The organism is Austwickia sp. TVS 96-490-7B (genome assembly GCF_019331795.1).
Classification (GTDB): Bacteria; Actinomycetota; Actinomycetes; order Actinomycetales; family Dermatophilaceae; genus Austwickia.
Genome location: NZ_JAHPZL010000005.1, coordinates 1 through 23,414, shown reverse-complemented (window position 1 = coordinate 23,414; position 23,414 = coordinate 1). Strand labels below are relative to the sequence as shown.

Sequence of the window (23,414 nt, the reverse complement as noted above, 5' to 3'; positions counted from 1 at the left end):
GCCGACTCAGCCGAACCTCACCCATCCCGGCGGGTGTGATCCGGGTGCTGAGTTTGGGGATTCGTACTTCGAGGTCGCAGATCAGGCAGGTCCGCCTCCCCCAACCGTCGAAAGGTCCGTCGAGGCCGAGACCGATCCAATAAGGCGGCCTCCAAGCGCGCCGGTGGGACATCCTCCCGGCGTAATGCCGCTGCAGCCGCCGCCACGACCTCTGTTAACGGAGCACCTGACACCAGGTCACTGCGCAGCCGGGCCGCAACATGCTCCGCCGCTCCCCCAGCCACCGCACAACCCGGCTCGTCAGAGACCGACCCGTCATAGGACACCCGGTAGATCTCATCGGATGACGGCGACGAACCCACCTGAGCCACCAGGATCTCCACCTCGAATGGCTTCGAATCCTGAGTGAACGTCGCCCCCAGCGTCTGAGCATATGCTCCCGCCAATGCCCGCGCCGTCACATCAGCCCGGTCATAGGCATAACCTCGCATATCGGCGTACCGGATTCCCGCGACCCGCAAAGTCTCGAATTCGTGATACTTGCCCACCCCCGCGAAACCGATCCGGTCGTGGATTTCCGCGACTTTATGCAAACTCGGACTCGGATTCTCGGCGATGAAAAGCACTCCCTCCGCACAGCTGGCCACCACCACAGACCGCCCTCGCGCAATACCCTTCCGAGCAAACTCGGCCCGGTCCTTCGTTAACTGCTCCGGCGACACATAAAAACCCATATTCACCGCCACTCACCTCCACGACGAGAACCGCCAGGATCGCCACGTCGGTCATCGACCAACTCCGTCACCAATTCGGCGATCTCCTCATCACCGACCATCCGAGCCCCGGAGGCATCCGCCACCCCGCACGTCGGCCAAATCCGGCGCGCGAGGTCCGGTCCACCCGTACCCGTGTCGTCATCGGCCGCGTCATACAACGCTTCCACCGCGATCCGTAACGCCTCCCGCGCCCCCAGATCTGGGCGCCACAATTTTTTCAACGCCCCCCGCGCAAACAACGACCCAGATCCCACCCCGGCGTGATCATGCTCCTCATAACACCCACCCGCCACGTCGTAGGAGAAGATCCGCCCCTGATGCCCATCGAAACCGGCAAACAAGGGCACCACCGGCAACCCCTGCAACGCCAAGCTCAAATTGCCCCGAATCATCGTGCGTAACCGATTCGCCCGCCCCTCCAACGACAGCGGCGCACCTTCGATCTTCTCGTAATGCTCCAACTCCACCTGGAACAGGGCGACCAGCTCCGTAGCCATCCCCGCCACCCCGGCGATCCCCACCAGCGACGTCGCATCCGCGACGAAGACCTTGTCGATGGTCCGGTTGGCAATCAAATTTCCTGCCGTCGCCCGACGGTCACCGGCCATCACCACCCCATCGGCGTGCCGCACCGCCACGATCGTCGTACCGTGCGGCACCGACACCGAAAGACCCCCTGGACCAGCCGGGATCGACCCGCCACCCCAGGATGGCAACAACTCCGGCGCGCACTGCCCGACCAACTCCATGAACGACGATGTCGACGCCGACAAGACCCTGGGGTCGAATCCCGCGCTCCCCCACCCGGAGCCAGCACGCCTACCTGACCCACCAGCCCGATCAGCAGCTCCACCGGACGCTGCGCCCAGTTCCCACACTGTCACTGACCGCCCTTCTGCACGAACCCACGGACAAACTCCTCCGCGTTCGCCTCTAGCACCTCATCAATATCAGCCAACACCGCATCGATGTCCGCATCTAATGACGCTTTACGAGCCGCGATCTGCGCCGACGTACCCTCCGGACCACCTGGCCCCTCCGCCGTCAGCTGGCCCTGCGACGGGCGTATCTGCTCCTGCCCAGCCATCACATCGTCCTCCTCGTCGACACCGCGCCACGCACCACCGGCGCACCGGGGCTGCTCACCAGCCTAATCGTGGTACCAGCTGTCACAATCACCGAATCCTGATTGCTTGCTGCGTCATTCCAAAGACGGTGCACTCCAGGTCGGCAGGTCGATCAGCTGCGGGTCAGCTCGTCAAGCAGAGTGGCAACATCGGGGCAGCGATCGAGCAGGGCTTCGGTCTGCGCGCGGGTCCCCCGGCGAGGTTCAAGCATCGGGATGCGATGCAAGGCCTCCCGACCGGGCAGATCCACCACGATGCTGTCCCACGACGCGGCCATAATGTGCGGACCGTAACGACGGAGGCACTCCCCACGGAACCAGGCCCGAGTGTCAGTGGGCGGTGACGTCACCGCTGCTTGTACGTCGTCCGCGGTGGTGAGGCGTTCAAGATGACCGCGGCTTTCGAGGCGACGAGCGATGCCTTTGCCAGGGCGGATATCGGACCATTGAAGGTCGATAGCGGCCAGTTGAGGATCAGACCAACTCACACCGTCACGGTCACGGTACCCCTGGAGGAGCGCCCACTTGGCGACCCAATCGAGTTGGGCTGCAGCGCTCAGGGGGTCGCGTTCGAGGCGCGTGAGGAGATCCTCCCAATGGAGCAGAACCTCAGCCGTATCAGCGTCAATGTCCGTGCCGCCAGTGCGAGCTAGGTGACTGTGAACTAGGTGCAGATAGGTCCACTGCAGGTGAAGACCGGTGAGCGTGCGGCCGGTCATGGTGGTGAAACTCGTCTGCAGCGTGGGGTCGTGAGACAGAGCGTGATGAGCGGCCACCGGATCGGCAGGGGTGATGTCATCGGGGTCGAGTCCGTACGCCGGAAGCCCGCCAGCCTCAATCAGTCCCAGAACGAGGCTGGTGGTGCCGGTCTTGAGGAGACCAGCAACATCGGCAAAGGTGGCATCACCGTTGATGAGATGCAGTCGGCGGTAGCGCCCCGGGGTGGCGTGCGGTTCATCGCGAGTGTTGATCAGAGGCCGCCGAAACGTGGTTTCAAGTCCGACCCTGGTTTCGAAGAAATCGGCCCGTGCAGAGATTTGATAGCCCGGGGTTTCCGATCGCTGCCCGATACCGACCCGGCCCGCACCACAGATCAGGGGGCGAGCGACGAGGAAAGGCGTGAGATCGGTGACGATCCGGTCAAAAGGAGTAGCCCGGCTGACGAGATAGTTTTCGTGATAGCCGTATGAGGCACCTTTGCCGTCGGTGTTGTTCTTGTACAAAGTGACAGGTGGCGTGCGGCGGGAGCCGTCATCGATATGGTCGGCAGACGATTCGTCAAGATACCGGCATGCTTCCGCCATGATGAGCTCACCGGCACGATCCCAGATCAGCGCATCACGGGGGGTCGTCACTTCGGGTGCGCTGTATTCAGGGTGAGCGTGATCGACGTACAAGCGAGCGCCGTTGGTGAGGACGATGTTGGTGACGGTGGGGTCGTCGGCCCATTCGTGGGTGAGTTGGCTGGGGTGGGCGGTGGTGCGGTCGTGGTGCCATCCGCGGGCGTCGGCGAGGGGTGTTTCGTCGGTGTAGTCCCAGTGGTGGGTGAGGTGGTGGTGGCCGTGTGCGAGGGCGTAGGCCTGGATGACTTGGCCGGATGTGGTGATGGGGTTGGCGTGGGGTTGTCCGGGGACGCTGATGCCGTATTCGGTCTCGGTGCCCATGATTCGCTGCACGCTCATGTCGGGCAGCCTACGCATGTGGGGGGCGTTTAGAGTGGCGGCCATGATTGGTGCGACGCCTGAACCTATCTTGACCCGGTGGTCTGCGGCGATGGGTGGTGAGGCTGGTCCTGCTTATGCGGAGCGTATTGCGGTGGCTGCTGAGCAGGCTCGGCGTGCGGGGCGTGATCCGGATGCTGAGGCGCGGTGGGTGCATGAGTTGGCGCCGGTGGGTCGGGTGTTGGATGCCGGGTGTGGGACGGGGCGGGTGGCGGCTGTTTTAGCTGGTTGGGGTCATCCGGTGGTGGGGGTGGATGCGGATCTGTCGATGTTGCGGGTGGCGGCGGAGGCGGTGCCTTCGGTGCCGTTTTGGCTCTCGGATCTGGCGTGTCTGGATATGCCGCAGGCGTTGGTTGGTGGGGGTTTTGATGTGGTGGTGTTGGCGGGGAATGTGGTGCCGTATCTGGCGGAGGGGACGTTGTCTGCGGTGATGTCTCAGGTGAGTGCGGTGACGAAGCGTGGTGGGTGGGTGGTGGCGGGTTTTGGGATTGATCCTTCGGATTTGCCTGAGGGGCTGCCGGTGACGTCGTGGGAGGAGTATCGGGCGGCGTGTGCTGCGGCTGGGTTGGTGGAGGAGCAGCGGTGTGGTGGGTGGTCTGGCGAGGAGTTCGCTGCGTCGTCGACGTACGTCGTGTCGGTGCATCGGCGTAGTGAGGAGTCGGTGGTGGAGCCGGGGTTGTGGTCTCGGTGGCGGAATTGGTCCGGGCAGCTCGGGTGGCACCGTCAGGGGTGATCCTGTGGGGTGGGGCCGAGCTGCCCGGGAGGGGTGTTGTTGTGCTGGTTAGTTGCCTGGGTCTCGTCCGTCGAGGACTGCTTGGATGAGGGCGGAGTAGCGGTCGATGAATTGTTCCTGGGCGGCGGTGTCGACGTCGCCGCGCAGGTTGAGGGTGCGTAGTCCGAGGGATAGTCCCACCAGGTGACAGCCGACGATGTCTGCGCGAAGGCGGGCTTCGTCGGTGTCGGGGAGGTGTGCTCGTACGTGGCTGAGGACCTGATCGGCGAAGAGTCGTCGTTCGACGTCGGGGTCCGGGGATTGCCAGGTGAGGAACACTCCTTGGGCCCAGGGGTCTTGCTCGCCGGTGCGGATGCGCGCGACGATCCGGTTGACGAGATAGACCCCGAGTTCCTCAAAGGGGACGTTTTCGGTCGAGGGTTGACCGACCTGGGGTGCGCAGGTGGCGTACAGGGCGGCTTTGGAGCCGAATAGCTTCATCACCAGGGCAGGTGAGACTCCGGCGTCGTCGGCAACTCCTCGGATGGTCACTCCGGTGTAGCCGAGTTCATGGAAAAGCCGACCGGCGCTGTCTCGGATCCGCTCGTGGGTGGTGGTGGGCATGGTGCCTCCTCTCGGTTCGACCGTACCGCGTGTCGGGCCGAACTGCTGGAACAGGGGTGATGGTTCGTCTGAGGTTGAGGTGGACGGGGCGTCAGATCCTGGTGATGTGTTGCGCGTCATGGCGGTGGGGTGGCGGCGCTGGTCGATATGCTGGCCGTATGTCTTTCCCGCCTCGCTGAAGGACCTTTCCGTGCGTGACGTGATCGTCTTCTCAGGTTCGGCGCATGAGCCGCTGGCGCAGCATATCTGTGAACATCTGGGTGTCCCGTTGTCAGGGGTGGACATCACCAGGTTCAGCAATGACTGTTTGCAAGCGCAGTTGTTGGAGAACTGTCGGCAACGGGATGTGTACATCGTGCAGCCGTTGGTGCCGCCTACGCAGGAGCATCTGGTGGAGTTGCTGCTGATGATCGATGCGGCGCGGGGGGCGTCAGCTGCTCAGATCACGGCGGTGATCCCCCATTACGCATATGCCCGTTCGGATAAGAAGGATGCTTCTCGGATCTCGTTGGGCGGGCGTCTGGTGGCGGACATGCTTGTGACGGCGGGGGTGAACCGGGTGTTGACCATGGCGTTGCATGCCCCTCAGGTCCATGGGTTCTTTTCGTGTCCGGTGGATCATCTGACTGCTATTGGGGTGTTGGCTGATCATTTTCGTGACCGTGACCTTGCGGGGCATGTCGTGGTCTCACCGGATCTGGGTAATGCGAAGCAGGCGACGTTGCTGGCCAGGCTGTTGGGTCTGCCGGTGGCGGCGGGGAGTAAGCGTCGTGTTGATGACGAGACAGTGGTCATTGACGCGATCGTGGGGGATGTGACTGGTCGGCGGGCGATCGTGTTGGATGACGAAATCGCTACGGGTGGTTCGATCATTGAGCTGATGGATCGGTTGGTCGAGGCTGGCTGTCCGCACGCTTCGGTGGCGTGTACTCACGGGTTGTTTGCTGGGGCGGCGGTGTCTCGGCTACGGGCCCATCCGCTGATCAGTGAGGTCGTGACCACTGATACGGTGCCCAGGCCGGAAGGTTTTCCGGAGTTGCAGGTGCGGTCGGTGTCTCGGTTGTTCGCTGAGGCCATCGCCCGGATCCACGTCGGGGAATCGGTCAGCAGCCTGTTCGACGGCGTCGATCCGGCGTACGCCTCACCTGCTCGTCAACTGCCGTTGTACGAAGCTGAGGAGTCCGCGCTGTGAGTGTGTCCGACGAGTCGGGTCGTGACCTGTCGGAGCGAGAGCCGGTGGTGCCCTGGGGGGCGCTGATCGTGGACGTGTTCGCGGTCACCGTGTTCGCGGTGACCGCTCGGCTTGCCCATGGTGAGTCGTTGAATCCGGGCGGGATGCTGCTCACAACCAGTCCTTTTGTCGCGGCGACCTGTTTGGGATGGGCGTATCTGCTCTGGCACGGTGGTCCCCGTCCCGGTGGGGTTCCTGGCGGGATCGTGGTGTGGCTGGTCACCGTGGGTGCCGGTATGGCGGTGCGACTCGCTGCGGGTCTTGACGTCAAGCTGATGTTTGTCCTTTTTGCAGCGGGCTTTATTGGCGTCACCGTGGTGGGTTGGCGGGCGTTGGGCGCTTACCTGGTGCACCGGTTCAGTCGGTGACTGCTGGTGTCCACCAGGCTCGAGTGGTTTCGGTGGGCCCGTCTACCTCGGTGTAGCCGGCGTCAACGACCTGGATTGGGGCGGTGGCTAGGTCACGCCATTGGGTCGCGGTGAGGTCGTCGCGGACCTCGACTCGCCACTGGTCGTCGTGCCAGGCCCGTAACGTCGCGGAGGCACCGGCGCGGACAAGATGTTCCCAGACCAGTTGAGCTGCATGGCCACATTGGGCGGCAGCTTTACCGGTGGTGAGTTCCGCCAGCGGAGTGAGGGCGATGACCACCACTGCCGGTGAGTGATCACGGTGTGCGATTGAATCGGTGTCAGTGGTGGCGGGAAAACTCGTCCCGGAAACCTGTAATGCGTCCAATAGCGGTGGCAGTGGTCGGGCTGGCATCGGCACACAAGCCCGCACTGACGCCCCTCGATGCTCGACGGTCACCCCGGGGACTTCTTGGACCCGGTCCCATCGTTGCCCACGAGCTCGGCGGACCAGTTTGCGGATTCGTCCGTCTCGCCACCGTCGTACCGCCGGCGCCCAGGCGCCGTCCTGCCGGGAACGTGCATCAGCTAGGAGGGTCACCACTGCTTGCGCTGCGGCTTCACACACGGCGACCTGGCAGGGCAGGGCTTGTTTGTCGTATCGCACGGCCAACTGCATGGCCCACGGTCCAGGTGTGTTCACGTCCGGGAGCATCGCAGCAGCGGATTCGTGCTCCTCACCTGCGAGTACGTCGGAGGGAGTGTCGGCGCCAGCAGGCGTCAACTCGGGGCTCACAGATAGTCTCCTGTCGTTGGCACCGACACCACCGGTCGTGCCGTTCTCGCGGCAGTGGGGACCGTCGTTGACGATGATCTCTCCGCGACATCCGCGACATCCGCGAGTGCGGGTGGTGGTGTGGGTTGGCCGGGTTGGTGTCCGTGGAGTGGGGTGAGGTGTGTGACTCGTTCGCCTTTGCGGCCGGACAGGCGCATCCATTCGTCGGGGTCGGCGGTGTTGGGTAGTGATCCGTTTTCGGTGAATTCTGCGGTGACTGCTTCGGTGAGGAGTCGGGAGGACAGTCCGCGGGGGCCGCCGGCGATGATGTGTTTGATGGCGGCGCGTTTGGCGCGGTCGACGATGTTGTGGATCATCGCGCCTGAGGCGAAATCTGCGTGGTGGAGGGTTTCGGTGCGTCCGGAGGCGTAGGTGACGTGGAGGAAGTGGTTGCGGGGGTGGTCGGCGTACATCGTGGTGACGGTGTGGTCGATGAGTGCGGCGGTGGTAGCGTCGCGGTCGCCGTGGTGGGCGGCGAGTTCGGTGTCGTTGAGGGGGAGGTCGGCGGTGAGGTATTTGGTGAAGATGTCGCGGGCTGCGGTGGCGTCGGGACGAGCGATGTGGATCTTGGCGTCGAGTCGGCCGGGGCGCAGGATGGCGGGGTCGATCATGTCTTCGCGGTTGGAGGCTCCGATGATGATGACGTTGTCGAGGGTTTCGACGCCGTCGATCTCGGCGAGGAGCTGAGGGACGATGGTGGTTTCGACGTCGCTGGAGCGTCCGGAGCCTCGGGTGCGGAAGAGGCTGTCCATTTCGTCGAAGAAGACGATGACGGGGGCTCCGCTGGTGGCGTGTTCGCGGGCTCGGGTGAAGGCGAGTCGGATCTGGCGTTCACTTTCTCCGACGTATTTGTTGAGGAGTTCTGGTCCTTTGACGTTGAGGAAGTAGCTGGTGGGGGTGGTGTCGCCGCGGGCGGCGGCGCTGTGTCTGGCCAGGGAGGCGGCGACGGCTTTGGCGATGAGGGTTTTGCCGCATCCGGGGGGTCCGTAGAGGAGGACGCCTTTGGGGGGACGGAGTTGGTGTTCGCGGAAGAGTTCTGGGTGCAGGTAGGGCAGTTCGATGGCGTCGCGGATCTGTTCGATCTGGTCGTGGAGGCCGCCGATGTCGGTGTAGGTGATGTCGGGGACTTCTTCGAGGAGGAGGTCTTCGACGTCGGCGCGGGGGATGAGTTCGTGGATGAATCCGCTGCGGGTGTCGTAGAGCACGGTGTCGCCCTGGCGTAGTGGAGTGTGGGCGAGGGTGTGGGCACGGTGGACGACGCGTTGTTCGGCGTCGTTGATGGTGATGACGATGCGGTTGTCGGGGAGGGTTTCGTGGATGGTGACGACGGTGCCGGTGGTGGTGGTTGTGGTGGCGCCGATGACGGCTAGTGCGTCGTTGACGCGGACTTCGGTGCCGGGGTGGAGGTCGTGGGTGTTGACGTCGGGGCTGACGGTGACACGCATTTTGCGGCTGTTGTGGATGATGTCGACGGTGCCGTCGTCGTATCGGTGGAGTAGGTGGCCGTAGGTCGAGGGGGGTGTGGCGAGTGCGGCGACCTGGTTTTTGAGTTCGACGAGGTGGTTGCGAGTGGTGGTGAGGGTGTGGGTGAGTTGGGTGTTGGTGGCGGTGAGGCGGGTCACGGTCTGTTGGAGGCGGGCGATGGTGGCTTGTGGCCCCGTCGGTGCCGAGTGTTCGGTGGGGAAGGGGCCCCGGTCGATCCCGGCGGGTTCGGTCATGCCTGGTCATCCTCCTGAGGCTGTGGTGGGGTGGTGTTGTTGTCGGCGATGTCGCGGGCGGTGCGGGCGAGTTTGCGGAGTTTTTTGTCGGAGATGGGGCGTTCGCCGATGGCTTCGGGGGTCCAGTCGGGGGTGTTGTCTTCGCCGTAGGCACCTTTGGCGGGGCGTCGTTTGCGTAGGGGTGGGGTGACTCCGGGGGCGAGGCGGCGGGTGGTGATGAGGAATCCGGTGTGTCCGTGCATGCGGTGTTCGGGGCGGACGGCGAGGCCTTCGAGGTGCCAGCCGCGGACCATGGATTCCCAGGCGGCGGGTTCGGTGTATCCGCCGTGGGCTCGGGCGGTTTCGGCGACGCGGGATAGTTGGGTGGCGGTGGCGACGTAGCAGATGAGGACGCCGCCGGGGGCTAGTGCGTCGGCGACGACGTCGAGGCATTCCCAGGGGGCGAGCATGTCGAGGACGACGCGGTCGATGGTGCCTGGTGTGGCGACGTGGGGCAGGGTTTCGACGAGGTCACCGACGGTCAGGGTCCAGGCGGGGTGGGGTTGGCCGAAGAAGGCTTCGATGTTGTTGCGGGCGATGTCGGCGAATTCGGCGCGGCGTTCGATGCTGTGCAGGTGTCCGCCGTCACCGACGGCGCGCAGCAGGGACATGGTGAGTGCGCCGGAGCCGACGCCAGCTTCGATGACGCGGGCGCCGGGGAAAATGTCGGCCATGGTGATGATTTGGCCGGCGTCTTTGGGGTAGACGACGGCGGCGCCACGCGGCATGGACATGACGTAGTCGGAGAGCAGGGGGCGCAGGACGAGGTATTCGACGCCGGTGGTGTTGGTGGCGGTTGATCCGTCGGGGTGGCCGATGATGTCGTCGTGGGCGAGGCTGCCTCGGTGGGTGAAGAATTGGCCGCCTGGTTGCAGGGTGATCGTGTGCATTCGGCCTTTGGGGTCGGTGAGTTGCACGCGGTCGCCGGCGGCGAAGGGTCCACGACGCCGGGTGGCACCGGTGGGGGTGTCGGTTGGCGGGGTGGTTGGGGCAAGGTCGCTCATGGGGCACCAGTCTAGGTGTCTGTGTCTTCGGCGCCTGCCGCTCTGGCGACGTCGGTGGAGGTCAGCGCGCCGGTGGGGTGGCCTTCCGGATCGGTGAGGACGATGACGCCGTAGGGGGTGGCCATGAGGGCGTCGACGTAGGGGAGGATTCCGGCGTCGGGGTGGTGATTATCGGGGGCGGTCCAGGAGGCGGGTGGGGTGAGGAGGAGTGTGCTGGCGGGGAGGTGGGCGGCGTGATCGGTGGGGATCTGTGCGTATCCGACGGGGTCGAGCAGTCCGATCGGGTGGTGATCAGTGTCAGTGACGACGGGGATAGCTGTGCTGGCTGGTGCGATGCTGTGGGCGCGGATGAGGTCGGGGATGTCGCTGATCGCGCTGTGTTGTGGGATGGGAGCGATGGGGCGACGGAGTTGGTGAAGGCGGAGCGCTTCGAGGATTCGTAGTGAGCGGGCGGTGCTCAGTGCGCCTCCTGCGCCGACCCAGAGGAAGGCGCCAATGAAAGCGAGCCAGGCGACGTTCCAGAGGTTGGCGCGTTGGCCTTGGGTGAGAGGCAGTCCGATGAACCAGAGAACGGCGGCGATGGTGAGGATCCGTCCGCCCCAGCCCGCGATAGTCAGTGCGGTGCTTCGGCGTCCGGTGATTTTCCATACGGCCGCTTCGAGGAGGTGTCCGCCGTCGAGGGGCAGGCCGGGGAGGAGGTTGAACACTGCGACGAACGCATTGGATGCGGTCCAGGCGTAGAGAAGGAGCGCGGTGAGTCCGGTGGGGGCGGCGGGTTGCAGGAGCCAGCCGAGTACGGCGAGGGCGGCGTTCGCGGCTGGGCCGCTGACACTGATCAGAGCGCTACGTCCTGGTGTGAGTGCGCCGGTGGTGAAGGCGGTGTGTCCGCCCCAGAGGTTGATGACGACGGCATCGACGGCGTATCCGCTGGCTCTGGCCACGAGAGCATGGGCGATTTCGTGGCAGAGCACGCTCAACGCCAGGAGGATCGCGTATCCCAGGGCGACGAGGTAGGCCACTGCAGTGGAGACCTGTGGGGCACTGCGGGCGATGTCAGGGCCGAAGGCCAGGACAATGAGCGCAGCGATGAGGAACCAGCTGGTAGTGAGGTAGAGGGGAATACCTGCGAGGGTTCCGATCCTGATCCCTGGTGCTGGCGTTTCAGGGTCACCGGGCGTCGGCTGGGGTGGGGCTGTGGGGCCGGTGGGCATGCTCTTGAGGCTACGGCAGCGTGAGTCCGGTCAGGGATGTCAGGGTGTCTGTGCTGGTGGAAGAGTTGTCGGTGGGTCGTCCTAGAGTTGACGACATGGCTCCTGCTCTTTCTCCCAGTCGTGCCAGTGACTTCATGCAGTGCCCGTTGTTGTACCGGTTCCGGGTCGTTGACAAGCTCCCTGAGCCGGCGTCAGCAGCAGCTGCTCGTGGCACGTTGGTTCATGCTGTGTTGGAGCGGTTGTTCGACCTTCCGGCGCCTTGTCGGACTCTGGAGGAAGCAGTGTCGTTGGTGCCAGCCGAGTGGGATCGGTTGGTAACAGAGCGCCCGGAGCTGGCAGCGTTGGTCACGGCGCAGACACCGGCGGGATCAGTCCTAGCGAACGATGGCGGGTCGTCAGAGACAGCCGATGAGGCAGAGGCGTTACGAGCATGGTTCGATGCAGCTGAGCGGCTGGTGCAGCGGTGGTTCACCTTGGAAGATCCCACCCGTTTGGAGCCTGCGGAGCGAGAACTGTACGTCGAATCTGACCTAGACGGGTTGACCTTGCGCGGCTATGTTGACCGTCTCGACGTCGCCCCGGATGGGCGGATGCGCGTGGTGGACTACAAGACCGGTCGGGCGCCAAGTGAAGTGTTCCAGGGCAAAGCCTTGTTCCAGATGAAATTCTATGCCCTGGTGTTATGGCGGTTGCGCGGACGCATCCCCACGTTGCTGCAGTTGGTCTATCTGGGCAGCGGGGAAATCGTGCGATATGAGCCAGAGGAAGCCGATCTGCTAGCGGTGGAACGCAAGATCAAAGCGTTGTGGTCTGCCATCGAGCGAGCCGCGATCACCGGAGATTTCCGATCATCACCGAGCAAACTGTGTCACTGGTGCGACCATCGGTCGCTGTGCCCGTCATGGGGTGGCACTCCCCCACCGCTGCCAGAGGCAGCAGCGATGCTGATCGGCGGAGGAGCCCAACCAGCGAGATCGTGACGTGCCGCGTCTCGGCGACAGGGACGGCACCCCGGGACTCCGGGCATCAGTTCGCTGACCGGCAGATGTCCGACACGAAACCCTCACCGCAGCGTCCTGGTACGACGTAGCGCCCTGCGAAAGCTGGGTATTCACTCAACAGCGGCAGCAATAAGTGAAGATCGAAGACACGCACTTCCCCGGTATCAGGCATGATGACACCTCGGGTCCCATGACACGGATACACCAGTCAGAGCCCACCCAGCTCCCCTTGTTCCCACGAAAAGCAAAGAAGCACAAGCAATGTCATCTCCTTACTATTACCAGCAGCCACCGCAAGGGCCGTCATACCCGCTGTGGGGGGTGTCACCGAAGAACGGACTGGGCACGGCCGCCCTCGTCTTGGGCATCTTGTCCCTGATTGGCTCACTCATTCCCCTACTGGGAATCTTGGTGTTGCCATTTGCGCTGGTTGGCTTGATCCTGGGAATTATAGGACTTTCTCGAGTCACTCAGAGAGTTGCCACCAACCGCGGATCCGCTTTGGCCGGGATCATCCTCAACATTTTGAGCATGGTACTCGCCGTCACTATCACGGCGATTACCGGAAACTTCATATGGCAGGCCCAGAAATCAATACCACCGCCACCGCAAGCCACTCACCAACCATGGGGAACCCCTACCAGTTCTGCAAAAATCAGGGAATCGCAAAAGCATAAATTACTGGACTCTGAGGGTCAGCTCACCATCCTTGAAGTAGCAGATGACGTAAATGCCGAATCTGAGATTCAGCCAATCCAGCCCGAGATGAAATATGTAGCCATAAAAATGAATATAGAAAATATTGGCGAAAAAAATTACACAAGAGCACCCTGGCTTATTGCTTATCTTACCAGTGACTCCGGAAAGCGTTATACACCTTCATATAATCCATACCGTGATGGGCAGGCGATGCCACTTAAGACCGATATCCCGCCCGGCGAGAGCGTCAGCGGATGGGTTATGTTCTCGATCCCCCGGGAGCAAAAAGCACAATCTATCGAAGTAGCAGGGATTTCCTGGAGCCTCCACTAACAGGAACATTGCCGACCCACCATAGTGCTCAATCGACGTGATGCTTAAAAGGCGAAGCGGGATAAGCCTCGCTGGGAGCACCATTATTTTGCAGATTCTTTTACACGCCTGGCAATGGCAGGAATAGCGCACCATTCAGTGATATAAAAAGTTGAATTGAGGGCCGTATGGGCGACACCACATTTACTCATCTCGGTTGTGACATCAAGCATCGATCACGCAAGGCTATGCAAGGATGCCCCTACGGCCCACATCGACCATCATCACCTCGAGCTGCACAGACAGCAGCCAAAATCCTGTCCCACCAACATCGGCAACATGAAGTCACGCTGGCCAAGCAGCGTAAGCTCCAACAAAAGGCAACCGCAAAAGCGATGCGCCTCCAGCGCAGCAGCACCACCACTTCCCAAAGTGGCAATAGCATTTTCACACCTGAAATATCCTCGTTTAATAAGCATCAACGGCGCCAGCAGATCACGGCGATCGGCATGGAGGCTGTAGCGACAGTAGCAGTTCTGGTCGGAATATTTCTCACCATTCACTCCACATATATTCCAGGAATTTCATGCCTGGCCCTAGGGGGCCTGGGATGGTGGCAAGGAACTCGTCTTCTGCTGAGATCACCTCATATCAACACGGTGAGATCCTCACTGGCCTCCCACGCCCCTGCCCACGACTCAACACTGCATGATTCCGAGAACCTTCCATTGCTGTCGCTGACTCCTGAGGTGATTCCAGCTTCAGGAGTGGCGACATTTTCACAGGTCCAAGACATCCTTCCTCATCCTGAGCCAGCACAGGAGCCCTCGCTGCCCTATATCAAAAATTCTATAAAAGCGATTCTTACTCGTAAGGCAACGGGCCAACGGGCTGACTGTCAGGTTTTCACTTGCATTGACGTGGAAACCACTGGTCCTGATCCATCCCAGCACCGGGTCTGCGAGGTCGGTGCTGTTAAATTCTCTGGTGACGGGACAGTCTTAGATGAATTTTCGACCTTGATCAGATGTCCCGGCTCGACAACCGAAGCCAGAGAAATGCACCAGATCCAAGATGTGGACCTGGTGGAGGCGCCCCTTCCAGACGACGTCTGGCGAGAAGTCGTCAGCTTCCTCCAGGGCAGCATCGTTGTCGCACACAACTTTGACCATGTTGGTGACTTCATCGCTAGCGAATGTCAACGCGCCAACATACCGTTGCCTCAGCTCGTGGGGCTATGCACCTTCCTTGAAGCACGACGTCACCTCGAGGGCAGCGCTTTCACATTGTCGGCAATGCATCGCAGCGCGACTGGGACCTGGCGAGGAGATTCCCATCATGCACTCGGAGATGCCCGAGCCACGAAAGACGTGTTGATGTGGTTGATCACTAGCTGCCCTGACACGTTGTGGATCAGCATCCCGACACCGCTACCCTCTTCCGGGATAAGTGTCGAACAGCGATGCCGTATCACTCCGCGCGCTTTCCAACCTGGAGAAACTTCACTCGCTGGCATCATCAAAGCTCTCCCTCACAGTCCCACTCCGCGTGTCGGCGACCCTCAAGCCGTTGTCTCATACAGCGAACTCCTCTCTGATTGCTTAAAAGACGAACGGCTCACGCGCACCGAAACGATACTTTTGGCATCTGCTGTGTCACGCACCGGGTTAACTGGAACTCAGTTGCGGACAGTTCACCTCACCGCCTGGAAATCAACTTTCCCTGACTACCAGGAAAAAGATATACACACATCACGGATTAATGAAATGCGCAGAACGGCTTCGCATTTAGGATTGACAGATATCGTCGAAGATTTAAATCGTCGCTTCGGAGAGCCAAATCCTAACGTTGATCTCACAGGACTCCCCCTGAAGGGCATGCGATTTGGATTTCTTGGCAGCAGCGATGCCATCATCAAACTCCGCACTACTGCAGAAACTTATGGCGCGCCCACGGTGAAGGTGATCACCAAAACTGTGCAATGGGTGGCTGCAGATAACTGCAATGGTCAAAGTAGATCACATCTCAGCGCCCGCAAATACGGCATCAGCATCATTGATGTCAACACTGCAGCTGTGCTGCTCAATGACATCATTACTAGACATGAACAAGAGCGTCTTGATCACGAAGAGCTTTTACGTGCAGAGCTTCGCCAGATGGAACGTCAGCGCCAAGATCGGGATGCTGATGTGCGCCACACATGGCGCACATCAGAACTCCCCGACCGTAAGCTCTGAGGAGAGCTACCTCCTCAGAGACCCTCGACACATCTTCAAAGCTGGCCAAGGAGTTATCCAATAACATGATGTCCTTCAAAAAACTCGCGAGGTAGCACAACAACACCCGACCAAGGCCGCTCAGGAAGATGCAAAGGCGTCCTGCGGATCTCTTTCATCGTCCTCAGATTAACCCGCACGATCGCGCCTCGGTCAGCCTTGTCACCAATCATCACATTGATTGGGGGCCCTATATGTATATCAGCAATTTCGCCATTTCGGATGATGTATTCTACCCGGAAGTCAGGGTTACCTATTTTTAACTCTGGTTCCCATTTCCTGTCACGAATGTCGCCGATGCCCTCAATAGTGACGACCCTGCGCTTCCCGCCATCATGAAAAACTTCAACGATTTTATGCTCAGAGACTCCCAACTCATCCCGCTGACCCGTGGTGAGATCAATTCTCGATAAGTGCCTATTCCCGGTCTCTTTTTCATTATCCTCGACATGATGCTCAATACATAATGCGAAGTTGGGATTAGGGTCCGGATAGCACCTCTGCATTGTCATCATCTGGGGATAAGTCCATTGTGATACGATGCGCATCGTTGGCCGATCTATCACAAAAAGCTGACCCTGATAATGATCGCTATCACCTGACGCAATGATGCGATCACCAAACTCGGTCATCCCCGTGATGTGAGACTTAAGATCAACCTCAGCTATCGGCTTTGCTTGATCATTTACTCGTTGGAGCCGTGAAATATATCCATTTTTACCGAAGCCCCTATTCTGAGCCCGATAAATCAGGCCATCGCCACTCCGAAGAAGTGCGCTGGCATTTCCTTCAGTGCGAACTCCGCTTAACCTGCCGTCACGAGTGACCGTCCACTGTCCCTCAGCACGATCTCCCGTCAGATCAAATCTACCAGCAGATAATGACTTGATACCAAGTCCCTGTAACTGAACAGAACGGTAAGACAGCACATCTCCCTTTTCTGAAATATCAAAAACTGTCCCATCCTCTTCAAAACCATCAGCCATAAGTAGGGTGTACGCTCCCTGCCGTGGAAGGGAAACTTCTGCGCCGATTGTGTGTTCTTGACGAGAGCAGCCCGGCAGAAAACATATGATTATGGGCACCACCAAAGAGCCCCGAATGAGGGAACGCACACCTCTTCTCATGTCAGGTTCCCTGCTTAGTAACGCTGAAGAATCTTGGCTTTATTGCCATTAAGCAACATGGCAGGAGACACAGCCCCCATCTTTGATTGCACGGCACCAAGTAGTTCTACTTTTTGCTCTTTCCAAGATCGCCAAACCAACTGGCTGCAATAAAAAGCATCATTCCGCCACTTGCTATGGAATTTCCAGTTATACGGTTTCCCTTCTTTGCTTTCTGCGTATTTCCCTGCTTTAAAGTAGTTCGAAGGTGTAGCGCCGTCATTTGGCCTTGCCCGCATCGATTTTTTTCGTTTTTTCCATTCTGCCGTTGATAGCTTCTGCACGCCTTCTTTTCCGATGGGACTATATTTTTTCGGGTATGCTTCCATTGTCTGACTTGGGTTAGTTGAGATGATCGCCGCATGCCCTACTCCAATAGCCGAGGACCCAGAGTTGATCTGAAGGCTGACAAAAAATTGCCCTACTGTGGGTTTTTCGTTGGCGCTAGGCTGAGGACCTTGGTCTCTTTTTTTGAAATCTTCCTCGATAGTAGCCATGACATGCGCCACGAGCTTTCGGTCATACTCTTGCATTTCTGCGGTTTGTGCCGCAGTCGGCTCGAAAGTTTCGGCTTTTTCTGGTGTCATTTCCATCGCCCATGCTGGGGGCGTAGGTTCTTCAGGGATTGTGGTAGCTGGAACAGCGTGCGCAGTGACCGGAAAAACACATGACACAGCAATCGTGACTGCAAGGAACGATGTCTGCTTGAATCGCATTGGGTGTCCTTAGTAGATGACATGACGACCCCGGGGCAGGGCGTAGCCATATCGCACCCATGGTGGGCCGCTAAAGACGCCGTTGCCTCGAGGGCTGCACCGTAACACCTGATTCTGCGCCGTTCGGGTGAATAGTCCGACCCGACAGATATGCCTTTAGTCCCGAAATGGCGAAATGCCCAGTTGCGCACCCCCGCTTTAGTAATTTCACCCCAAAAATTCAGGAATGATGGAGGAGTGACTCAGCGTTGGCTCGCATCATGGGGAATGATGTGAACATTATGCTGTTTTTTGGTGATGATGCCGCTGCTGGAATGTCAGCTGGTGCTATGTCAGCTGGTCGTACCTGCTTGCAGGGCGAGTCGGTGCAGGTCAGCTGCCCGTACCTCGGATAAATCTGAGAGCAGGACCAGGCCAGGGCCTGCAGGGACGTCTTTGACGCAGGGAGTCACCAGGGTGGGGATGCCTGCAGCGACTGCGGAGGCTGATCCGGATTCGGAGTCTTCCACAGCCACACACGACCCAGCGTCGGCGTGGTCAATTCCCAGCAAAGACAAACCGGTCAAGTAAGGCTCCGGATGAGGCTTGCCATGGATCACGCTATCGCCTGTGACCATCGCGCTGAATATATCGCCTGGAAGTGCCGTGAGCACGATCTCTAGAACTGGTTTCCACGACATGGTGACTAAGGCTTGAGGCACTCCGGCAGCAGATAATTCAGTGAGGAGTTCCACCGCGCCTGGCCGCCATGGCACATGTTCCCGTAAGGCATCGACGACACCTTTCTGCATCCGTTGGACAATGTGTTCCTCTTCGAGGGTCACCGGTGAGTGCCCCCGGATGTATCTCGCTGACACCAACAGCTGGTTGCCGACCAACGCGAGTGCGTCGTCATGGGTCCAGGTGCCGCCGTATTCTTCGACGAGTTGACATTCCTGGGCGAACCACAGCGGTTCGGTGTCCATCAGGGTGCCGTCGAGGTCCCAGAGCACCGCTGTGGGGAGGGGTGCGGTAGCGGTGAATGGTTCGATGTGGTTCATACCTTGAAGTACGTCGCTTCCGGGTGGTGGACGATGAGTGCGTCCGTGGACTGTTCGGGGTGCAGTTGGAGTTCTTCGGACAGGGTGACGCCGATCCGCGTGGGATCGAGTAACTGCACCAGAGTGGCACGGTCGTCGAGGTTCGGGCAGGCCGGGTAGCCGAAGCTGTAACGGCAGCCGCGGAATCGCACGGCGATGGCGTCGCTGGGAGTGACCTGCCCTGGGGTTTCGAGACGGAGTTCGGTGCGGATCCTGGCATGCCACATCTCAGCGAGCGCTTCGGTGAGTTGGACTGATAGGCCGTGGAGTTCGAGGTAGTCCCGGTAGGCGTTACGCGAGTAGAGGTCGGTGGTGACCGTGGAGACACGAGGCCCCATGGTGACGAGTTGCAGAGCGAGGACGTCGGGGCCGTGGATGTCGATCTGTTCCCGGTCTCGGAAGAAATCCGCGAGGCACCAGCGGCGGTCTCGTCGTTGGCGCGGGAAGGTGAATCGGGCGATGGGGGTCGCGGATTGTCCGGTGTCTGTGGGGTCGAGGACGACGAGATCGTTGCCGTCGCTGTAACAAGGAAAGTATCCGTGGACCACTGCGGGTTCCATGATTTTTTCGGCGGCGATTCGGTCAAACCACATGCGCAGTCGGGGTTGACCTTCAGTGGCGACGAGTTCGTCGTAACTGGCAGAAGCGTGGCCGTCACCTCCTCCTCGCCCAGGTTTGAGTCCCCACTGACCGAGGAAGGTGGCGCGTTCGTCGAGGTAGGTGGCGTAGTCGGCGAGGGCGATGCCTTTGCTGACGCGGGTGCCCCAGAAAGGTGGGGTGGGTACGTCGATGTCTCGGGCGATGGCGGATCGGGTGGTGTCGGTGGAGTCAGTGTTGGTGGTGTGCGCGATGGTGGCCGTCGTACGGCGGGGGCGGCGTGCTGGGAGGGCGTCGGCGAGGGAAGAGGCTTGGCCGGTGCGGGCGGCAGCGATGGCGTCCATGAGTCGCAAGCCTTCGAAGGCGTCACGGGCGTAGCGCACTTCTCCGGCGTATATGTCGGCGAGGTCTCCTTCGACGTACGCGCGGGTGAGGGCGGCGCCGCCAAGGAGGACTGGCCAGCGGGTGGCGAGGCCGCGGGTGTTGAGTTCTTCGAGGTTGTCTTTCATGATGACGGTCGACTTCACGAGAAGTCCGGACATGCCAATGGCATCGACGTCGTGGTGTTCTGCGGCGGCGATGATGTCATTGATGGGTTGTTTAATGCCGAGGTTGACGACGTCGTAACCGTTGTTGGAGAGGATGATCTCGACGAGGTTTTTGCCGATGTCGTGAACGTCTCCTTTGACGGTGGCCAGGAGGATTTTGGCTTTAGCACGTCGGGTCTGGCCGTCGGGGATGGCGGCGTGGATAGCGGGTTCGAGGTGGGCGACCGCGGTCTTCATCGTTTCGGCGGATTGGAGGACGAAGGGGAGCTGCATTTGGCCGCTGCCGAAGAGTTCGCCGACAGTTTTCATGCCGGCGAGAAGATGGTCATTGATGATGTCCAGCGGATCTTGCCCTTCAGCGAGGGCCTGGTCGAGATCAGCTTCGAGTCCTTGGCGTTCGCCATCGACGATACGGCGTGCGAGGCGTTCATCGAGTGGTAAGGCAGCTAGGGCTGCGGCTCTGGTCTGTTTGATGGTGGTGGAGTCGACGCCTTCGAAAAGCTCAAGCATCCGGGCGAGCGGGTCGTAGGTGAGGACGCCGTCGGCGTCGTACTCACGTCGGTCGTGGATCAGGTCGAGCGCGACGCGGCGTTGTTCCTCAGGAATCCGGGCGACCGGAAGGATTTTTGCCGAATTCACGATCGCAGAGGTCAGCCCGGCCTGGACGCATTCGTCGAGGAAGACCGAGTTGAGGACGACGCGAGCAGGAGGTTTGAGGCCAAAACTGACATTGGATACGCCCAGGGTGGTGCCGATCCCAGGATATTGACTGGTGATCTGCTTAATGGCGTCCATTGTCTCGATGGCGTCGCGGCGGGTTTCTTCCTGGCCGGTGGCGATGGGGAAGGTGAGACAGTCGACGATAATGTCACCGACGCTTAGGCCCCACTTGCCAGTGAGAGTGTCAACGAGTCGGGTGGCGACGGCAACCTTGTGGTCCGCGGTGCGGGCTTGGCCGGTTTCGTCGATGGTGAGGGCAACCACGGCAGCGCCATGTTCCTCGACGAGTTGCATCATCCGGGTGAACCGGCTGTCCGGGCCGTCGCCATCCTCGAAGTTCACTGAGTTGATGACGGCGCGGCCCCCCAGACGTTCGAGGCCAGCGCGGATCACAGCGGGTTCGGTGGAGTCCAGGACCAGCGGCAGAGTCGATGTGGTGGCCAGTCGATAAGCCAGTTCGCTCATGTCGGCGGTGCCGTCCCGGCCGACGTAGTCGACGCACACGTCAAGAAGGTGGGCGCCGTCACGAGTCTGGTCGCGGGCGATGTCGAGGCAGTCATCGAGCCTGCCGTCGAGCAGTGCCTCACGAAATGCCTTGGAACCGTTGGCGTTAGTACGTTCCCCGATCGACAAGTACGTCGTGTCCTGACGTAACGGGACGGCAGTGTAAAGGCTGGCGACGCTCGGTTCATCCACGGCCGCTCGAGGAGGGACGGGGCGACCGCGGACCTGGTCGACCACGGCTCGCAGATGGTCCGGGGTGGTGCCACAGCAGCCCCCCACGACAGCGACGCCGTACTCCTGGACGAACCGGTCGTGAGCAGAAGCCAATTCGGCTGGGGTCAACGGGTAATAGGCGCCGTCCTTGGTGAGCTCCGGAAGGCCAGCGTTCGGCAACACACTGATCGGGACCGGTGAGTTCGCGGCAAGGTGACGCAGATGCTCACTCATCTCAGCAGGGCCAGTGGCACAGTTCAGGCCGATCGCGTCAATTCCCAGCGGGACCAGAGCTGTCAAGGCGGCACCGATTTCGCTGCCCATCAGCATGGTGCCAGTGGTCTCGACAGTGACCTGCACCATGATGGGTACGTCGACGCCGTAATGTTCGCGGGCCCGTCGCGCACCGACAATCGCGGCTTTGGCCTGCAACAAGTCCTGGCAGGTCTCGACGAGCAGCGCGTCAGCGCCACCGGTGATGAGTCCGTCAGCGCACCGCTGATACGCGTCACGCAGATCGGCGTAACGGGCATGCCCCAGACTGGGCAGCTTGGTGCCCGGCCCGATCGATCCGACCACAAACCGCGGATGCGACTCGGTGGACCAGGCGTCGGCAGCTTCTCGGGCGACTATCGCCCCAGCGTGGGCAAGGTCAAAGATGCGATCGGGGATGCCGTACTCCCCCAGGTTTGCCAGGTTCGCTCCAAACGTGTTGGTCTCGACCGCGTCACACCCCACAGCAAAGTAGGCATCATGCACGGACCGGACCATGTCAGGCCGGGTCACGTTGAGGATCTCGTTGCAACCCTCATAGTCCTGGAAATCGACAAGTGAAGGGTCCTGTGCCTGCAGCATGGTGCCCATCCCACCGTCAAGGACGATGACCTGATGGCCCAACAACGCACGGAAAGAAGAGGAGCGGCTGCTCACGGTCGACACACCTCACAGGGTCGAACGGCGGGTCCACGGCAGTCTCGCCGCCCGAAGACGGCCATCACGACCATGTCCACCTGCGGTTTCACAGGAATCTTTCTATGCTAACGACGGATCGAGGCACAGCAGCGGCGTGTCCGGGGCGCGAGCCACCGAACCGTCCCACGTCACCGTCAGTGCCCTTAGGCTGGAGCGATGATCACTCTTGAAGACCTGCCCCCGCTGCGCGCACCAGTGGTCGTGGCCGCCTTCGAGGGCTGGAACGACGCCGGACAAGCAGCGTCTGGACTACTTTCACACCTAGCCGAGACCTGGGGCGCCCGCCCCATCGCCTCTACAGACCCAGAGGATTACTACGACCTGCAGGTCAACCGGCCCCGGGTAGCAGTGCGCGGATCATCACGCGACATCACCTGGCCGACCACATCGATCCTGCTAGTCCAAAATCCCGACTTACCTCGTGACCTCCTCTTGATCGACGGCATCGAACCATCCATGCGCTGGCGCTCCTTCTGCACCGAAATTCTCGATCTCACGGATGAAGCAGACGCAGAATTACTCGTCTGTATGGGTGCACTCCTCGCCGAAGTACCGCACACCAGGCCGTTGCCGGTCATGTTGACCAGCGAGAATGCCGCCATACGAGAGCGATACGACGCCGAACGCAGCACCTACGAAGGACCAACCGGCATCGTCGGAGTCCTCGCCGAGTCCGCGACCCGCCGCGACCTACCAGCCGTCTCGGCGTGGGTCTCGGTGCCGCATTACGCCGCAGGCGTCTTCAGTCCCAAAGCCACCCTCGCCATGATCGGCATTGTGGAGCGACTCATCGGATGCCCCATACCCCGAGGCGACCTCGCTGATCGCGCTCGTACTTGGGAACGCGGCGTAGACGAACTCGCAGACAGTGATCGGGAGATCGGAGAGTATGTCCGGGCGCTAGAGGAGACGACCGACGCTGCAGAGTCGCCTGACGCGTCGGGCGACGCCATCGCTCGCGAGTTCGAACGGTATCTGCGAGGACACGGCGACGACCGACCCTGATACTCCCCGTCATCATAAAACGGACAAAAATAAACCGACCACAAAAACAGGACAACAATACCTCCTTCAGCATCACATAATTCAAGCTGTTTCTACTCAGCAGGTAACCTGGGATTGTCCAGAAACATTTGTGAACAACACCCTTGAACCAATCGCAATAAAGATGCGGCGTCCGGCTTGATCGCCGGTTCCATACCGAAGGCCGCTTTGAAGATCAGAACGATCTGTGCAGGAACGTCAGTGATCCGCAACGCCAGGACCG

General features: G+C 60.8%; 21 protein-coding genes. 7 read left to right on the top strand and 14 right to left on the bottom strand.

What is annotated here, in order from left to right:
* Window positions 1-17: 17 nt before the first annotated feature.
* The 4 genes from prcA to dop all read right to left on the bottom strand — a co-directional run bounded on the left by prcA (window position 18) and on the right by dop (window position 3,584).
* Window positions 18-740, bottom strand: a complete 723-nt coding sequence (prcA, locus tag KEM60_RS07695; RefSeq protein WP_219106955.1) for a proteasome subunit alpha — start codon at window positions 738-740, stop codon at window positions 18-20.
* Complete coding sequence (gene prcB / locus KEM60_RS07690) at window positions 737-1,525, bottom strand: proteasome subunit beta (RefSeq protein WP_219106983.1); 789 nt, start codon at window positions 1,523-1,525, stop codon at window positions 737-739. Before prcB ends, prcA begins: the two co-directional genes overlap by 4 nt.
* A 131-nt stretch (window positions 1,526-1,656) precedes the next feature.
* Entirely contained in the window at window positions 1,657-1,863 is a 207-nt protein-coding gene (locus KEM60_RS07685) for a ubiquitin-like protein Pup (RefSeq protein WP_219106954.1), read from the bottom strand.
* A gap of 152 nt (window positions 1,864-2,015) precedes the next feature.
* Window positions 2,016-3,584 (bottom strand): depupylase/deamidase Dop, encoded by a 1,569-nt coding sequence (dop, locus tag KEM60_RS07680; RefSeq protein ID WP_304502109.1) that lies wholly within the window; start codon window positions 3,582-3,584, stop codon window positions 2,016-2,018.
* Window positions 3,585-3,627: 43 nt separating this feature from the next.
* Here dop and KEM60_RS07675 point away from each other — a divergent pair, with 43 nt between their 5' ends.
* Window positions 3,628-4,356 (top strand): class I SAM-dependent methyltransferase, encoded by a 729-nt coding sequence (locus KEM60_RS07675; RefSeq protein WP_219106953.1) that lies wholly within the window; start codon window positions 3,628-3,630, stop codon window positions 4,354-4,356.
* 48 nt (window positions 4,357-4,404) lie between these two features.
* On the opposite strand, the gene KEM60_RS07670 is transcribed toward KEM60_RS07675, so the two are convergent.
* Window positions 4,405-4,959 carry a TetR/AcrR family transcriptional regulator gene (locus tag KEM60_RS07670; RefSeq protein ID WP_219106952.1) on the bottom strand — a complete coding sequence of 185 codons (555 nt, stop codon included), beginning with the start codon at window positions 4,957-4,959 and terminating at the stop codon, window positions 4,405-4,407.
* A gap of 190 nt (window positions 4,960-5,149) precedes the next feature.
* Here KEM60_RS07670 and KEM60_RS07665 point away from each other — a divergent pair, with 190 nt between their 5' ends.
* Window positions 5,150-6,151 carry a ribose-phosphate pyrophosphokinase gene (locus KEM60_RS07665; RefSeq protein WP_219106951.1) on the top strand — a complete coding sequence of 334 codons (1,002 nt, stop codon included), beginning with the start codon at window positions 5,150-5,152 and terminating at the stop codon, window positions 6,149-6,151.
* On the top strand, window positions 6,148-6,558 hold the full coding sequence (locus KEM60_RS07660; RefSeq protein ID WP_219106950.1) for a DUF3054 domain-containing protein: 411 nt from the start codon (window positions 6,148-6,150) through the stop codon (window positions 6,556-6,558). Before KEM60_RS07665 ends, KEM60_RS07660 begins: the two co-directional genes overlap by 4 nt.
* On the opposite strand, the gene KEM60_RS07655 is transcribed toward KEM60_RS07660, so the two are convergent.
* Genes KEM60_RS07655 through KEM60_RS07640 form a run of 4 tightly spaced genes read right to left on the bottom strand, consistent with a single transcriptional unit; the run spans window position 6,548 to window position 11,344 of the window.
* On the bottom strand, window positions 6,548-7,333 hold the full coding sequence (locus tag KEM60_RS07655) for a peptidyl-tRNA hydrolase (RefSeq protein ID WP_255574374.1): 786 nt from the start codon (window positions 7,331-7,333) through the stop codon (window positions 6,548-6,550). The two genes, KEM60_RS07660 and KEM60_RS07655, sit on opposite strands and share 11 nt — an antisense overlap.
* Window positions 7,330-9,090, bottom strand: a complete 1,761-nt coding sequence (arc, locus tag KEM60_RS07650) for a proteasome ATPase (RefSeq protein ID WP_219106949.1) — start codon at window positions 9,088-9,090, stop codon at window positions 7,330-7,332. Before arc ends, KEM60_RS07655 begins: the two co-directional genes overlap by 4 nt.
* A complete protein-coding gene (locus tag KEM60_RS07645) occupies window positions 9,087-10,133 on the bottom strand; it encodes a tRNA (adenine-N1)-methyltransferase (protein ID WP_219106948.1) in 1,047 nt (348 codons plus the stop codon). Before KEM60_RS07645 ends, arc begins: the two co-directional genes overlap by 4 nt.
* 11 nt (window positions 10,134-10,144) lie before the next feature.
* Window positions 10,145-11,344 (bottom strand): site-2 protease family protein, encoded by a 1,200-nt coding sequence (locus tag KEM60_RS07640; RefSeq protein WP_219106947.1) that lies wholly within the window; start codon window positions 11,342-11,344, stop codon window positions 10,145-10,147.
* A 95-nt stretch (window positions 11,345-11,439) separates the two neighbouring features.
* Here KEM60_RS07640 and KEM60_RS07635 point away from each other — a divergent pair, with 95 nt between their 5' ends.
* Window positions 11,440-12,324 (top strand): PD-(D/E)XK nuclease family protein, encoded by an 885-nt coding sequence (locus tag KEM60_RS07635; RefSeq protein WP_219106980.1) that lies wholly within the window; start codon window positions 11,440-11,442, stop codon window positions 12,322-12,324.
* Between the two features lie 46 nt (window positions 12,325-12,370).
* Here KEM60_RS07635 and KEM60_RS07630 read toward each other — a convergent pair whose 3' ends face one another.
* Complete coding sequence (locus KEM60_RS07630) at window positions 12,371-12,517, bottom strand: hypothetical protein (protein ID WP_219106946.1); 147 nt, start codon at window positions 12,515-12,517, stop codon at window positions 12,371-12,373.
* Between the two features lie 149 nt (window positions 12,518-12,666).
* On the opposite strand from KEM60_RS07630, the gene KEM60_RS07625 reads away from it, so the two are divergent.
* Window positions 12,667-13,377: a DUF4190 domain-containing protein gene (locus tag KEM60_RS07625; protein WP_219106945.1), complete on the top strand. Its 711-nt coding sequence runs from the start codon at window positions 12,667-12,669 to the stop codon at window positions 13,375-13,377.
* Between the two features lie 167 nt (window positions 13,378-13,544).
* Window positions 13,545-15,593, top strand: coding sequence for a 3'-5' exonuclease (locus KEM60_RS07620; protein ID WP_219106944.1), 2,049 nt, complete (start codon window positions 13,545-13,547; stop codon window positions 15,591-15,593).
* A 53-nt stretch (window positions 15,594-15,646) separates the two neighbouring features.
* Here KEM60_RS07620 and KEM60_RS07615 read toward each other — a convergent pair whose 3' ends face one another.
* From KEM60_RS07615 to metH, 4 genes are all read right to left on the bottom strand, one after another.
* Entirely contained in the window at window positions 15,647-16,618 is a 972-nt protein-coding gene (locus tag KEM60_RS07615; protein WP_219106943.1) for a hypothetical protein, read from the bottom strand.
* A gap of 155 nt (window positions 16,619-16,773) precedes the next feature.
* Window positions 16,774-17,514: a YiiX/YebB-like N1pC/P60 family cysteine hydrolase gene (locus KEM60_RS07610; RefSeq protein WP_219106942.1), complete on the bottom strand. Its 741-nt coding sequence runs from the start codon at window positions 17,512-17,514 to the stop codon at window positions 16,774-16,776.
* A 332-nt stretch (window positions 17,515-17,846) separates the two neighbouring features.
* Window positions 17,847-18,554 (bottom strand): HAD family phosphatase, encoded by a 708-nt coding sequence (locus KEM60_RS07605; protein ID WP_219106941.1) that lies wholly within the window; start codon window positions 18,552-18,554, stop codon window positions 17,847-17,849.
* Complete coding sequence (gene metH / locus KEM60_RS07600; protein ID WP_219106940.1) at window positions 18,551-22,105, bottom strand: methionine synthase; 3,555 nt, start codon at window positions 22,103-22,105, stop codon at window positions 18,551-18,553. Before metH ends, KEM60_RS07605 begins: the two co-directional genes overlap by 4 nt.
* Window positions 22,106-22,303: 198 nt before the next feature.
* On the opposite strand from metH, the gene KEM60_RS07595 reads away from it, so the two are divergent.
* The gene (locus KEM60_RS07595; RefSeq protein WP_219106939.1) at window positions 22,304-23,152 is read left to right on the top strand and encodes a PAC2 family protein; all 849 of its coding nucleotides are present in this window, start codon (window positions 22,304-22,306) and stop codon (window positions 23,150-23,152) included.
* Window positions 23,153-23,414 lie beyond the last annotated feature (262 nt).